12 protein-coding genes and 1 tRNA gene are annotated in these 13,820 nt (G+C 41.9%); 7 read left to right on the forward strand and 6 right to left on the reverse strand.

All coding sequences use genetic code 11. The features are described from left to right. Positions 1-142 precede the first annotated feature (142 nt). Together glgX and CW749_RS14925 are read left to right on the forward strand one after the other, a co-directional pair. The gene (gene glgX, locus CW749_RS14920; protein ID WP_101113062.1) at positions 143-2,092 is read left to right on the forward strand and encodes a glycogen debranching protein GlgX; all 1,950 of its coding nucleotides are present in this window, start codon (positions 143-145) and stop codon (positions 2,090-2,092) included. 288 nt (positions 2,093-2,380) lie between these two features. Then, complete coding sequence (locus tag CW749_RS14925; protein ID WP_237322457.1) at positions 2,381-4,093, forward strand: diguanylate cyclase; 1,713 nt, start codon at positions 2,381-2,383, stop codon at positions 4,091-4,093. A gap of 2 nt (positions 4,094-4,095) precedes the next feature. On the opposite strand, the gene CW749_RS14930 is transcribed toward CW749_RS14925, so the two are convergent. Beyond that, a complete protein-coding gene (locus CW749_RS14930; RefSeq protein ID WP_101113064.1) occupies positions 4,096-5,091 on the reverse strand; it encodes an arginine deiminase-related protein in 996 nt (331 codons plus the stop codon). A 602-nt stretch (positions 5,092-5,693) separates the two neighbouring features. Between CW749_RS14930 and CW749_RS14935 the strand changes: the two genes are divergently transcribed. The 3 genes from CW749_RS14935 (at position 5,694) to CW749_RS14945 (ending at position 8,944) form a co-directional block, all read left to right on the forward strand. Further along, positions 5,694-7,559, forward strand: a complete 1,866-nt coding sequence (locus tag CW749_RS14935) for an ABC transporter ATP-binding protein (protein WP_101113065.1) — start codon at positions 5,694-5,696, stop codon at positions 7,557-7,559. Between the two features lie 149 nt (positions 7,560-7,708). Next, the gene (locus CW749_RS14940; RefSeq protein ID WP_101113066.1) at positions 7,709-8,320 is read left to right on the forward strand and encodes an outer membrane beta-barrel protein; all 612 of its coding nucleotides are present in this window, start codon (positions 7,709-7,711) and stop codon (positions 8,318-8,320) included. Between the two features lie 375 nt (positions 8,321-8,695). Further along, positions 8,696-8,944, forward strand: coding sequence for a hypothetical protein (locus CW749_RS14945; protein WP_101113067.1), 249 nt, complete (start codon positions 8,696-8,698; stop codon positions 8,942-8,944). A 129-nt stretch (positions 8,945-9,073) separates the two neighbouring features. Here the strand turns inward: CW749_RS14945 and CW749_RS14950 are convergent. After that, a tRNA-Gly gene (locus tag CW749_RS14950) sits at positions 9,074-9,148 on the reverse strand. A gap of 116 nt (positions 9,149-9,264) precedes the next feature. Continuing rightward, positions 9,265-9,729: an Lrp/AsnC family transcriptional regulator gene (locus tag CW749_RS14955; RefSeq protein ID WP_101113068.1), complete on the reverse strand. Its 465-nt coding sequence runs from the start codon at positions 9,727-9,729 to the stop codon at positions 9,265-9,267. A gap of 410 nt (positions 9,730-10,139) precedes the next feature. On the opposite strand from CW749_RS14955, the gene CW749_RS14960 reads away from it, so the two are divergent. Next, positions 10,140-11,093 carry a hypothetical protein gene (locus CW749_RS14960; protein ID WP_101113069.1) on the forward strand — a complete coding sequence of 318 codons (954 nt, stop codon included), beginning with the start codon at positions 10,140-10,142 and terminating at the stop codon, positions 11,091-11,093. Between the two features lie 35 nt (positions 11,094-11,128). On the opposite strand, the gene CW749_RS14965 is transcribed toward CW749_RS14960, so the two are convergent. Both CW749_RS14965 and CW749_RS14970 read right to left on the reverse strand, forming a co-directional pair. After that, positions 11,129-11,842, reverse strand: coding sequence for a DUF1223 domain-containing protein (locus CW749_RS14965; RefSeq protein ID WP_101113070.1), 714 nt, complete (start codon positions 11,840-11,842; stop codon positions 11,129-11,131). Between the two features lie 77 nt (positions 11,843-11,919). Beyond that, complete coding sequence (locus tag CW749_RS14970; protein ID WP_101113071.1) at positions 11,920-12,876, reverse strand: DHH family phosphoesterase; 957 nt, start codon at positions 12,874-12,876, stop codon at positions 11,920-11,922. Positions 12,877-13,117: 241 nt separating this feature from the next. Between CW749_RS14970 and CW749_RS14975 the strand changes: the two genes are divergently transcribed. After that, the gene (locus CW749_RS14975; protein ID WP_101113072.1) at positions 13,118-13,477 is read left to right on the forward strand and encodes a diacylglycerol kinase; all 360 of its coding nucleotides are present in this window, start codon (positions 13,118-13,120) and stop codon (positions 13,475-13,477) included. A gap of 71 nt (positions 13,478-13,548) precedes the next feature. On the opposite strand, the gene CW749_RS14980 is transcribed toward CW749_RS14975, so the two are convergent. Beyond that, positions 13,549-13,767 (reverse strand): ribosome alternative rescue factor ArfA, encoded by a 219-nt coding sequence (locus tag CW749_RS14980; RefSeq protein WP_101113073.1) that lies wholly within the window; start codon positions 13,765-13,767, stop codon positions 13,549-13,551. Between the last annotated feature and the right edge of the window lie 53 nt (positions 13,768-13,820).

Raw genomic sequence — 13,820 nt, forward strand, 5'->3', positions numbered from 1 at the left:
GTCCATTCGACATGTCGAAATGCAACATGCTGAAGTCTGAATGACCAAAACCTGAATAAGCAGTACATGAATAAACTTAAGCATATCGGAGCTGTTGTACTGCTCAGATAATTGAACTTGAAGAATAAAAATACAGTTAGCCATGGATAAAAAACGAGCACGCCCATTTCCACTCGGAGCGACACTAGACTCGACAGGTTGCAATTTTGCCGTTCACGCCCCCAGTGAAACGGATATTCGTCTTGCCTTGTTCGATAAAAACAATGAATTTGTCAGCTATACCCTTCAAAGCTTTGGGCATGGTGTTAAAGCCATTTACCTAGAGGGTATTGAGCCAGGGCAACATTATGGTTTTATCGTGCCATTTGGAGAATCCGAAATATTAATCTCTGATCCTTATGCCAAAGCACTCAGTAAGCCTCTTCACTACGTGCCACCGTATACGCCTGAAAAAAGCTGGGTGTTAGCCAAAAGTGTCGTTACGTCGTCGGAATTTGACTGGCAAGGTATTGAACCGCCAAGACGTGCTCTTGAAGATATGATTTTGTTCGAAACGCATGTCAAAGGCTTAACTAAGCTACACCCCGAAATCCCTAGGGCGCAAAGAGGAACTTATCACGCGTTAGCAAACGAAGAAATGCTCGCGTTTTACGAAAAGCAGGGCATTAATACTATTCAGCTACTTCCTATCGCTGCCTGTATGCACGAGCCACATTTGCTTGAAAAAGGAATGGCAAACTATTGGGGTTATAACCCATTCGTCTTTATGGCTCCAGATCCAAGATACGCAGAGGCAGACGCAGTTAAGGAACTGAAAACAGCCATTAGAGAGCTTCATCGCAATGGAATAGAAGTCATTTTGGATGTGGTATACAACCATACTGCCGAAGGTGGCGCTGACGGTCCTGAGTTTAATCTTAAAAAGCTCGATCCTTTACACTACCTAGTTCACGACGAGCATTTCTCAAACTATACAGGGTGTGGAAACACTTTAGACCTAACACATCAACCCACTCTCAACTTAGTCATGGACACACTAAGATATTGGGTGCAGGAGTACCATATTGACGGCTTCCGATTCGATCTGGCCGCCACACTCGGGAGAAACCGTGAACACTTCAACCATAAAGCGTCTTTTTTTCAAGCCGTAAGACAAGACCCTTCTCTTCGTGAAACGAAGTTAATTGCCGAACCTTGGGATATTGGTCCAAATGGGTACCAAGTAGGCGGCTTTCCTGATGGTTGGAATGAATGTAACGACAAGTTCCGAGACATTAGCCGTAGTTTCTGGCGGGGCGACCAAGGCTATCTTAAAGAGTTTGCCACTCGGCTAATGGGCTCTAGAGACATATACTCTGCAAGCCGCTGGCCTGAGAAGCTTACGATCAATTACGTCACCTACCATGACGGCTTCACGCTACAAGATTTGGTGTCTTATAAGCACAAGAATAATCTTAAAAATGGCGAATGCAATCGCGACGGACATGGGGACAATCGAAGCTCAAACTACGGTGTGGAAGGCGACACAAACAACATGCTCATAAAAGCTATGAGAGAAAAACAAAAGCGGAATTTCATGGCTAGCTTACTGTTTAGTTTTGGTGTCCCTCATATTCTAACGGCTGATCTTCTGTCTCACTCTCAAAATGGCAATAACAATGCCTACTGCCAGGATAATGAACTTAGTTGGCTAAACTGGGAGCTGTCTGAACGGCAGAAACACTTCAAAGATTGGCTCGCGACGCTTGTCTCAGCAAGAAATAAATACATGCTCCCATTTGTACGTGCATTTAGTGGGGATTCACGAAACGACAACCGAGTTACATGGCTTCGAACTGATAGCGAGGTCATGTCTCATGATGATTGGAACATTGTCAGCGCGATCGCACTTCACATGGGAATAGGTGAAGATGGTCGTGAGCTTTTGTACCTCATTAATCAATCAAGCGTCCCTGCAAGGTACAAGTTGCCGGCATCTAAGGATCAGCACTGGCAAATCATATGCGATACCTCTTTGAATCATAAGCTTGATGAAGAAGTACATGGTGAGCAGCTGGTCACGCCTATGACACTCATGATTCTACACAATTAACGTTATATCGTACCCAAGCCATTCTTTCGGAAATTACCACCGTATTTCCACTTGGGTACGCCTAATTCATTTAATTTATAAATTAGCTCACTTCATTTACAGAACAAATAACCGCTCTCGCCATATACATCCAGTCGATATGCATTGATACACGCTTAATTTAGGTCTAAGATGACGAATACAAAAATGGGATCTACTTCCAAATTTTAATAAAAAACAACGTCTATGGCTTTACCAAAAATATTAATAAAATTCATTCGTCCATTTATCGTCTTACTGATAACTGGAATGTTATATACGGCATATCAAGAACTTAAGGAGACAGAAACCCAAGCATACCGACAATCACAGGCAAATATTCGAACTGCAAGTTCGCTAATACATGCTCATTTAGAATCAACGGTGAGTAAGTTCTACATATTAGAACAGACATGGCTTGAAAAAGGCTTTGGATCTTATCAGGAAATGGTTCAGCAGATCTTGCTAGAGACACCCATCTACTCCGATATTATTCTTCATTCCGAATCAAAAGATAACTACCGTTCTTATCGTGGAACTTCTTTAACAAAAAGCTCAGTTAAAAACTTAAGGTGGAAAAGGCTGCATAGCTACGGTGACAAGTTTTACGTTTCTTCTATCTATGAAAAAGAGCCTGGTCATTGGGTTTTTGCCGTCAAACACTCCAATCCTAAACTGCTTTTTAATATGTGGATTGAATTCGACCTCTTTTACACGACACAGCATTTTAAAGATCTCAAAACCTTAGAAAGCGGCTACGTCTTTGTTGTCGACGCCAGTGAAAAGCGGTTGGTATTTCACCCAGATCCACAACGTGTTGGAACCCGTTCAATCAGCTACAGCGCGGGTATTGAAGAGCAAGTAGACAATGGCGTTCGGTTTGGAACCATTGAATACTATTATAAGAATGACAATAAAATTTCCGTATTTGATGCTGACAACGATTTAGGTTGGGTATTTGTTTCTGGTACAGGGCAAGCCGACATTCTCGCGAGCTCTTATCAAATTAGCCTTACAGCAATCATGTTTTGTTCTTTATTGTTTTTAACGGTGGCGGTGAACTACATTACATTGCAGTTAAACCAAGAGCTCGAAAAATTAAATAGAGCGCCGGATCTTTTGACGTTCAAAAACCAACTCAAAACCATATTTCGGCGGTTCTTTAGCCACAACGGACTTCAGCTTTGCCTATATGACCAGCAGCAACATACCTTTTCCACGATCGATTATCACGGGAATTTAAACGCGATATTGCAGAACAAGCATTTAGCGGACAAGCTAACCCACCAAAAAAACCTGAGCTACACATTAGGAAAGCATGGTGATGAACTGGCTCAAACGTTAAAAATACGTTCGCGCCATTACACTATCCCACTCATAGTTCGGGAAAAATTACTCGGTGTTGTTTATCTTTCTTGCGCTATTCCTACTTATCGCACCCTAATACTTCTTGTTAGAGATTTTGCTCAAGTTTCCTTATCTAACTTATTTCTTAACCATCAGCTCAAAAACAAAGATGGCATGACTCAATTAGACAATAAACAATATTTTTATTCTCGTCTTAACCAGTCCGTTGAGCATTCCAATCGATACCTAGCGTTTATCGACATTGATGACTTTAAAGCGATCAATGATAAAAATGGACATCTTTGCGGCGATCAGATCATCACTGAAGTGGCAAAAACAATGAGCTCACTGTTTCCTGCTCCAACAGTTATCAGCGTTGCTCGGTTCGGAGGTGAAGAGTTTTGTATATTGTTTGATGCAACGACTTCACAAGAGGCCTTTGAACGAATAGAACATCTGAGAGATGAAATAGAAAATATTGATTTTATATATGAAGATAAAGAATTGAAGGTAACGGTCAGTATTGGACTGACTAAAACAGAGCAAGACCAACACTCATCATTAAAGAGAGCTGATCTTGCATTGTGCCGAGCAAAAAATGCAGGGAAAAACCAAGTAGTGATGAAAGCCGCTTAACGTTATAGCGTGGCTACGCGTGGAGAAAGGAAAACTTCTCCTAGCATGCACCGCACACTACCACCACCAATAGTCTCGATGGTTCCTACATCAAATGGAAGCAGTTTGCCGTGTTGAGCGAGCTGCTTTCTTTGAGCTTCGCTGAATGCATTGAATGCAGACTGAGACATGGCAATTAACTTATCACCATTAACCGATTGTAATTCCAAAATATTGCCACAGAACTGGTTCATTTGTTCGATGCTAATACTGATTACTTGACGGTCTTTTGCTAGCGATTTCAGTACGAAGCGTCTTTCGTACTCTGGGATTACTTCATCACAAATCACACAAAATGATTCGCCCACCGCCATCATCACGTTGGTGTGATAAATTGGGTGACCTGTTTCTGGTAGTGCTGTTTGAAAACTGATCACTCGGTCGTAACCAATTTGCTTGGCGTAATCTTCGAGAACTTCTCGATCACAACGCTGGGATAAAGCAGCATAAAGAGTTCGGTTAACATGATCTTTTACCATCACTCCCGTACTTTCCAAATACGCTTCTTTATTTGTATAACTTAAAAGGCTGTCGTTTGTAGAACGGACGTTTCTACCCGCTTTTTCAAGCGCCTGTACAAGTGCTTCTGTTCTTACTTCGTGTCTTCGGTTTTCACACGCCATAGGAAAAGTAAAAAACTCGCCATTTCGCGTCGTACTGAACCAGTTATTAGGAAAAACGGCATCAGGTGTTTCAATCATCGACTCAGGGTAATCAAACTCGACAACTTGAATACCATTCTGGCGTAATGTTTTTGCCATCAATTTGAATTCTGACATCGCTTTTTCACGAATAACTTCTGTTGATTCGTCTACTGCGTGTTGAAATTCATTATCCGCTGCTGTTTGCGCATTAAACGCAAATTCTTTTGGTGGGACCATAACAACACAGTTTGCATTCTGGACACCTTGCTCACTGTACAACAGAGAGTCGACATTTTGATTAGGAGAATTAAACATGTTTTCCCTGACAACTTTGATTGGAACACCTTTGAATTGTAAACACAATGTTAACCATTATTTCACTGTAATGACCTCATTTTGAGAAATTGGAAGCCAACAATTAACTGCAATAATCCAATTTTACCGCAAATATAACTGAACACTCATCAAGATCACATATTAAACTAACAAGATTCACATACCCGACATATTAATCCAATAATCTAGAAATAGTCGAACAGTTACACTTTGTTTTAATGCTTAGTTAAAACAAAGCATTAAGCTAGTTCCTCCCAAAATACTATGACCGAGTAACGATATTGATTAATAACAAATTAATTTCACAATCACTAAAATATCAATGCATTAAGTTGATTACATTTCACTAATGTTGGTGTAGAGTAAACGGCTCGGATATTCTCTTGTGTACAGAGAACGTCAGGTTTTTCCTTAGCTACTTCAAGCCTTTACCTTGAGAACTCTTTAGTAGTTAAGGTTCGAATAGAAGAGCTCCTCTCCTCTTTGAATCGATCACCTTAAATTTAAACAAATTAATCAGTTGCGCTAATAAGCCCACTGCCCAATGTTGGCAGCGGGACGTATTCTATTAGGAAGGATATATGTTCAAACTGTTCGAAAGCTTTACGAAGGCTTTTCCCAAGGATGAGCCCGAACAACCACCAAAAGGCATTTTCGCTTTTTGTCGTCATTATACGAGAGGGTACGAAATCCCACTGGTCATCATGGCCATTTTCGCCACCTTAGTTGCCGTTATTGAAGTCTCTCTATTCGGCTTTATGGGGCAACTTGTCGATCTACTCAGTCAAAGTAACCCAGAGACCTTTTGGCAGGAAAACAAAGACACCTTACTTTGGTTTGGCTTTTTGCTGCTCGTTGCTATGCCTATTCTTGTCTTGGTGTATTCGTTACTTATTCACCAAACCATGTTGGGTAACTACCCAATGTCCATTCGTTGGCTAGCCCACCGATATCTGCTGAAACAAAGCCTCTCTTTCTATCAGGACGATTTTGCAGGTCGCGTAGCAACGAAGGTGATGCAAACATCGCTAGCCGTAAGAGAAACCGTAATGAAAACGTGCGATGTTTTTGTTTACGTTTTGGTTTACTTCACATCGATAGTGGTCATTCTTGCACAAGCTGACTGGCGGTTAATGATCCCAATGCTGGCTTGGTTAACGGCATACGTGAGTATTCAAATCTACTTTGTTCCGCGCTTAAAGAAAGTCGCTGCAGAACAAGCTGATGCGCGTTCTACGATGACAGGTAGAATTGTTGACAGCTATACAAACATCGCCACGGTGAAGCTATTTTCACACAGCAAGCGGGAAACCGAGTATGCCGAAGAAGGTATGAAAGGGTTCTTGGACACGGTACACCGTCAAATGCGCTTGGTAACAGGCTTCGATGTGTGTGTTGAGATCTCTAACTACATCATGGTATTTGCTGTAGCCAGCATGTCTATATTCCTTTGGATGGATAATGCCATCAGTGTTGGTGCGATAGCCATTGCTATAGCACTGGCGTTGCGCATCAATGGTATGTCGATGTGGATCATGTGGGAAGTGACGGCGTTGTTTGAAAACATGGGTACGGTAGTCGATGGTGCTAATACGCTATCAAAACCGATAGCCATTGAAGATAAAAAAGACGCTAAAGATCTCAATGTAGAACATGGCGGCATCAGCTTTGATAATGTCAGTTTCCACTACGGTGAAAACAAAGGTGTCATCGACAACCTTAACCTCGACATAAAGCCTGGTGAAAAAGTCGGATTAGTCGGACGCTCTGGTGCAGGAAAATCAACATTGGTTAACCTTCTGCTTCGCTTCCATGATGTTGAAGGCGGCAGCATCAAGATCGATGGTCAGAACATATCAGAGGTCACTCAAGATTCACTTCGAGCTAAAATTGGCATGGTCACGCAAGACACTTCGCTTCTACATCGCTCGATTCGGGACAACATTTTATATGGCAACCCCGACGCATCTGAAGAAGACATGATCAATGCAACGAGACAAGCTCAAGCTCATGAGTTCATCGATACGTTAACCGACCCGTTTGGTAACGTTGGTTATGATGCTCAAGTCGGCGAAAGAGGTGTGAAACTGTCCGGCGGACAAAGACAGCGCATTGCTATATCACGTGTACTACTAAAAGATGCGCCTCTGCTTATTATGGACGAAGCAACGTCGGCACTCGATTCTGAGGTTGAAGCGGCAATTCAGCATAGCTTGAATGAGCTTATGGAAGGGAAAACGGTTATTGCCATTGCACACCGTCTCTCAACCATTGCGGCCATGGATCGCCTCATTGTTCTGGACAAAGGTAACATCGTTGAACAAGGTACTCACCAAGAGCTTGTTCGGTCTGGTGGTATTTATGCACAACTTTGGGCACACCAAACTGGTGGTTTCATTGCAGAAGATTGCGAATTAGAAGCCAGAGAAGAAACAAGCCAAGTGTAAGCTCACGCTAGTATCATCTATAAAGGCGGCAAAAAATGCCGCCTTTTTTATTTCCCTTCCACGCTTACACTCACTTACCAATCTGCCACTCAATAATGTGATATTCATCGTAAAATGTTCGCCTCTTAAACGATGCCTTCACAAAAAATATGACTAAGTTCTACCTTCCATTTTTGCTCCTTTCAATGCCCTTTCAAACGAATGCTTACGAAAAAATTAATGACCTGATGCTGAATGTTAAGCTCGGAAAAGCGAACCTGTCCGCCGTAAACAGCGTTGAAAATTTGGAAGGAACAATACTCGGTCTTGGTATTACATTCCAAACCAATGAATATACGGGCAGTGAGAATACTCTCATCGGTTTTGAGATGGGAATGGAGCAATTTTCCGAAAGTGGAGAAACCGTCGATTTTGCAGGAAGTAAGATGCAAAGTGATGTGGTGTTGAATACTTTTTCACTTTCTCCAGTATTCACTTACATTCCAATGCAAAACATACAGCTTTACGGTAAAGCCGGGCTTGGGTTTGCCTTTGGAACCATTCAAGGAAGCAACCCACTTCATTCAGGGTCAATCGACATGTACAGCCATGGTGCATCTTTGGGGTTTGGAGTTGGAGCTAGATACCAAATCAAGAGAATCTTGCTGGGAATTGAGTACACCAAGCAAGACTTTACATCCACGTTTTCCAGTGTACAGACGCAATTTAACGGCAAAGGACGCATCAACAGCTTGATGCTTTCCGCTTCCTATCAATTCTGAAAATAAGCATTCTATTGATTAACTTAGTACACAACATTCAATCTTCAAACTCAAATCATTGAGCCCTAAAATAAACATGTTTCACGTATAAGAATGGGTTGCGAAAGTTATATGTAACATCGAAAAATATATTAATCAAATAAATTCAACGACATATTTTTAACCATAAAGTAAATGGAAATATGTATTACATAATGAAACATTGACCACCTAGATGTCATATAAGCTACTGAGTAAATTGCATGCACAGAGCATAACCTCTAGCTTAACACCACAGAGCAAACGCCTTTAGAAGGCATGCAGTCTGTATTGTTGGTTAGAGTATTCAAAAACAATAAACAACTTTGAGCGACATCGAAGGAATAAAAACAGCATATGAATCAAGATTTTTTAAACCTCACCCGTACCCAAACAGACTTCATACAGCGCCACAACTCACCCTTGATTACCTTATCGATTCAAGTTCAATGTATCGGTAATACAAAAGAAGTGTATACAGTGGCAGACAAACGGAATGCTGTTGGGAAAATAACACTTATAGAGACATACAAGCAGATGGATGGTGAGTGGATGTTTAGTACTTCTATCGAAACGTACACGGAGTCTGGTGAGTTCTTAAATTAAGATACTGGCGAAAAGAGCAAGATGAAGGAGTACGCCCTTTTAATCGCGCAAATTCTATAAAGATAAATCTAGGTATTGATTATTGGTATCTACAAGGAAGTATAAGAGATTCAAGCAGTACGAAAGGATTGGAGCGTGCAGCGGGAATCGAACCCGCATCATCAGCTTGGAAGGCTGAGGTAATAGCCATTATACGATGCACGCATCATCGTGGAACGAGTTCTATATTGCCACAAGCATTGAGAATTGGAACCCCTAAAGGTCACTTTTTTCTTAGAAACTCAACTGGTTGCTTGATTTTAAATCAACATGAACAAGCATTAATCGAATATTTGAATTCTCGTGTCGTATTTTACCTTGTTCATGGAGATCAAAGTTCGAAAGTTCTTCACGTTTGGATTGGAATACAGCAACTCATCGCAAAGTGATTCATAGCTTTCCATCGTAGGGGAATCAACAATTAATACAAAATCGACCTCGCCAGTCACCTTATAGCACTCTTTTACTGCCATCGACTTGTTTACTTTATCGATGAACGCGCGGTTCAACTCCAGTCGATCTCGCTCCATGATGACTTCCACAACTATATGAATCATAGGACCAAGCTTTTGATGGTTGATCAAAGCCAGTTCCTTGCTGATCACTCCTTCTTCTTTAAGCCGTTTCACTCTTTTAAAACAAGCGGGAGCTGAGAGCCCAACAGACTCCGACAGTTCGACATTAGTGACCGAGCTGTCTTCCTGTAAACGTCTTAAAATGGCTTTGTCTAATTTATCTAAAAACATACTTACCTTACTAAATTTTTACTTCGATAACCGTGTATGGGGAGCCTTGGCTTCTAAAGATATGCGGCTCACTCTCGCTTAAATTACGGAACTGGGTCTGCTCGCCCCCAAACAATCTAGCACTTAAGTTTACTCAAGGAATGGCGTTTCACTTTTTAACTTTCGTTATGGAATTCACGTCCAATTTAGCCCAAAAGTCTCGTATGTTGGTGCAGTTTATGCTTCAAAAGTTACGCCCCCTCAACACTTTGATTGTGCAGTCATTTTAATTTTTTGAAATATTATTAATATAATAAGATAGAAAAAGAAATTTATGAAAATATTCATCTCTTTAAACTAAAATTATTTTTCGCCCCTTGGAATAAAATAGAGACAGCCAAATAACTTACGATAAGGAATGAGGAGTACCTATGAAAGCCATTTGGAAAGGAGGCGTTAACCTAATAAAAGACATAAACCATGTTTATTGGACACTACTAAAAATAATGGTGCCTACTCTCATCGTTGTGAGAGTGTTAGATATGATTGGAGGAACGCAGTATCTAGCTTCAGCGCTTTCGCCAATAATGGAAATATTGGGGCTTCCTCAAGAGTGGGGATTAGTTTGGGCCGTCGCCATTCTCACCAACATCTACACTGCTATGGCGGTTTTCTACGACATTGCGAGCCAATCAAACTTTACAGGTGCACAAATCTCAGTTCTTGGGCTGCTAATATTGTTCGCGCATTCGTTACCCATTGAAGGTGCGGTAGCAAAAGCGACAGGAGTCCCATGGTGGATAACGCTCTCATTTCGAGTGGGCGGTGGTTTAGTGATTGGATGGATTGCTCATATCACATACCAAATCGGCGGATGGCAGCAATCCCCTGTTTCATTACTCTGGAAACCTGATCCTATTGGTCACAGTTGGTCCCAATGGGTTTTAGACCAGAGCCAAATGTTAATATCGATATACATTATTATTGCTGCATTGATGACCTTGCTAAAACTACTTCGGTTATTGGGAATAGAAAGGTTGCTCCACATAGCCCTTTCCCCATTAATGAAAGGGCTCACCATTGGGAAAGAGGCAACCAACATCACTATTATTGGAATGACGCTAGGGCTAAGCTTTGGAGCAGGATTGCTGATCAATGAGGTAAAGCAGGGAAAGGTCTCAAAACGTGACACATTGATCGTCGTCTGTTTTTTGGGCTTATGCCACAGCATTATCGAAGATACCTTATTAATTCTTCTACTGGGTGCCGATATTTATGCAGTGCTTTGGGGAAGAATAGCGTTCTCGATCATAGTTATCGCAATATGGGCGCGGTTAATAAAGCGCCCACGCCCTCACACCAATATAATTGCTGATACCAAATGATCGTTTTTATTTGAACCAAATGTGATCAACAAACCTCAGCGAATGTAACCCGCAACAGTTTGAATTGGCTGACTCTGATTCCCCTGAGTCAGCCAAACAGCGACAGCATCCGCATTATTAGGTGACATGATATTTTGGAAGTCCCAGTGTTGTTCTGCATTCATTTGGTATTTATTCAAAACCACAAAATCATGCTCCAATTCTCGCCCTCTATTTTCTCCAGCTTTAATCTTTGTTTTTTCATCCATCGCCAGCAAAACTAAGTGCGCTGTATATTTACCTTTCTGATCGTATTTTAATGAGAAGTCATCTTGATTCTTTTCGAGCGTGAGTACCCCGCGATCATTCTGGCTTTTTGTAGGGAGCGGGCTTCGCGAGAAAAATCCACGCCACTCTTTTCCATCAACAACGAACCCAGGCGTATAAACAGAACTGATCGACCCATAAGCGCGATACAAACGTTGTCTTTGGCTATAAGCAGGGTGAGCGAATTCATCTTTCCACCCCAAGTAATCCCAATAGTCGACATGAAACGCAACTGGAATGATCTCTTCCCATAATTTTGCTGAAGATTGGAATTTACTTAAGAACCGATCAGCTGGTGGGCAACTCGAACACCCTTCAGATGTAAACAACTCAACGAGTTGTGCTGGTTGCCCTTGGTGTGTCCATGTTTGAGCTGATACAGATGTCGACATTAATAGGGCTGTCGCACTAAGCCCAAGTAAAGTGAAAAAATGGTTTTTCATGGGTGCTGTCCGTTTATTGACTCAAACAGACAGACCTACAAACTCATTATTTTCTTTCATTTTACTTGTAGAAGAGCCTAGCGGTAGTAGGACTCTATACGTTCAATAAAACGCGGTAAATCGGAAGGCTGTAATGCGTTTATCCCTGCCGCGGCTTCACGCCCTCCCCCAGTTGGAAATTCACTGCAAATTTGCCCGGCACCTTGTTTGTTATTTAGCGGTGCGCGCAGGGAGACTGTGTAAGAACCATCTGAATTACTGGTTAAAACCGCGTGAGCAGACGTCGGGGTTGAATTGGCTAAATGGTTCCCTAACACTCCACTAATCCTTCCAGACCAAGGCTCATCTGGTAACTGGATGACCGTTAGCAAATCCGATTTATGGGTAGCGTTCGCTGCTAAAGCGTTAGCAAAGTCATTCTCGTAAGCAGATTTAAGTACGTGATAAGGAGAATCCGACTGCTGAATCGCATCAAATGGAGACGAGTAAGGCAACAAAGCGTTAAACAAATCGGCTGGGTGATAATGCAAATCTTCGACTGCTGCACCGTAACCATTGTAATTCACCAGCGTACCGAACTCTTTTAATTGCTCTTTCTGTGCCTTGGTCAATGGAATTTGATCAGCAAGGGCATCCGCTCGTGCAATCATATTATCGCCGTATGCCGCCGTGATAGCCCACAAGCGGTATTTCCCAGCTAAGAGTTTATCAACAATCAAAGCCGTGCAAGTGTTTGGGTCGGTATCAATATGAGCTTGAAGATTATCCGCTTCCGGAATGTCGCCCGGTCTATGATGATCGGCGTAGAAAACCTTTGTACCGACCTCAAGCGCATTTAACAAATCGGCTTTGTTCTTTTCCATTGAGATATCGAGAACGGTCAGGTCATCACCTTGCTGAACATCGATTTTACTGATGAGCTTTATGTCACGCTTAACGCCAGTAACGAGAACTGCGTCTTTAGGTTGGTTCAGCCTAAGCTGTAAGAGGGCGATTATGCCATCTGCATCGCCGTTAAAAATATCGTAATTCATCCATATCTCATTCTATTGCACAATCCTTATGCTCAACTCGCTAACGCAACATTGGTAGAGCACACGTATAGAGTAAGTGTTGCCGTAATCCTGTCAACGAATTTAAAACTATGAAAATAGAATAAAATATTCTCTAAAAAACATATGAGATGAACACTATGCTAGGCTCGTCGAACCTAGCATCTAGAGGTGACTTAGGTATACAATGCGTGCTTTGTATTGAAAATACTGTAGGAAAATAATGAAACCTGGTGCTACCGGACTTACTCGCGTTGTGCATGCGACACGCTACTCAATGAAAGGTTTAAAAGCGGCTTGGATAAATGAAGCGGCTTTTCGTCAAGAAGTGGTATTACTCGTATTTCTCAGCACATTGACGTTTTTCTTGCCCGTAACTCCGCTAGAACAAGTTGCCATGATCAGTGTTGTGCTTTTGGTGATCATTGTTGAACTGCTCAATTCTGCCATTGAGACTGTGGTAGACCGATTTGGTTCAGAATGGAATGAGTTAAGCGGGCGCGCCAAAGACATTGGGTCGGCGGCGGTATTTGTCGCCTTGTTACTGGCAGGACTTGTCTGGATAGGTATTCTGTTCCTATAGATTTACCAAGCTAAAAAATACCAAAGCTTTAAAACGTTCTTTAACGAAAGAGCCCTATTCGAAGAAAGCGATTATGCCGCTTGCTTTGAATAGGGCTCTTTCCCTTTATGCTTGTTGCCTCGGCTAAAACTGCCTTTTCCTTTCTTCGCTTTAACCACTCGGGTTTTATACAGCTCACTGGTGACTATCGCTTTAAGCGCATTATCTTGAATCACGCCTCTACCGTGTTCGTGTTGCATCTCAACCACATTTTCAGTGGCAAGCTTCGCATTTTTGCGTTTCTTTGCCATTTTAGACTCCTTTGTTTAATTCGCAGGCAATATTGGCTTTCGTAGTTAGGAAA

The organism is Vibrio sp. vnigr-6D03, assembly GCF_002835515.1.
Classification (GTDB): Bacteria; Pseudomonadota; Gammaproteobacteria; order Enterobacterales; family Vibrionaceae; genus Vibrio; species Vibrio penaeicida.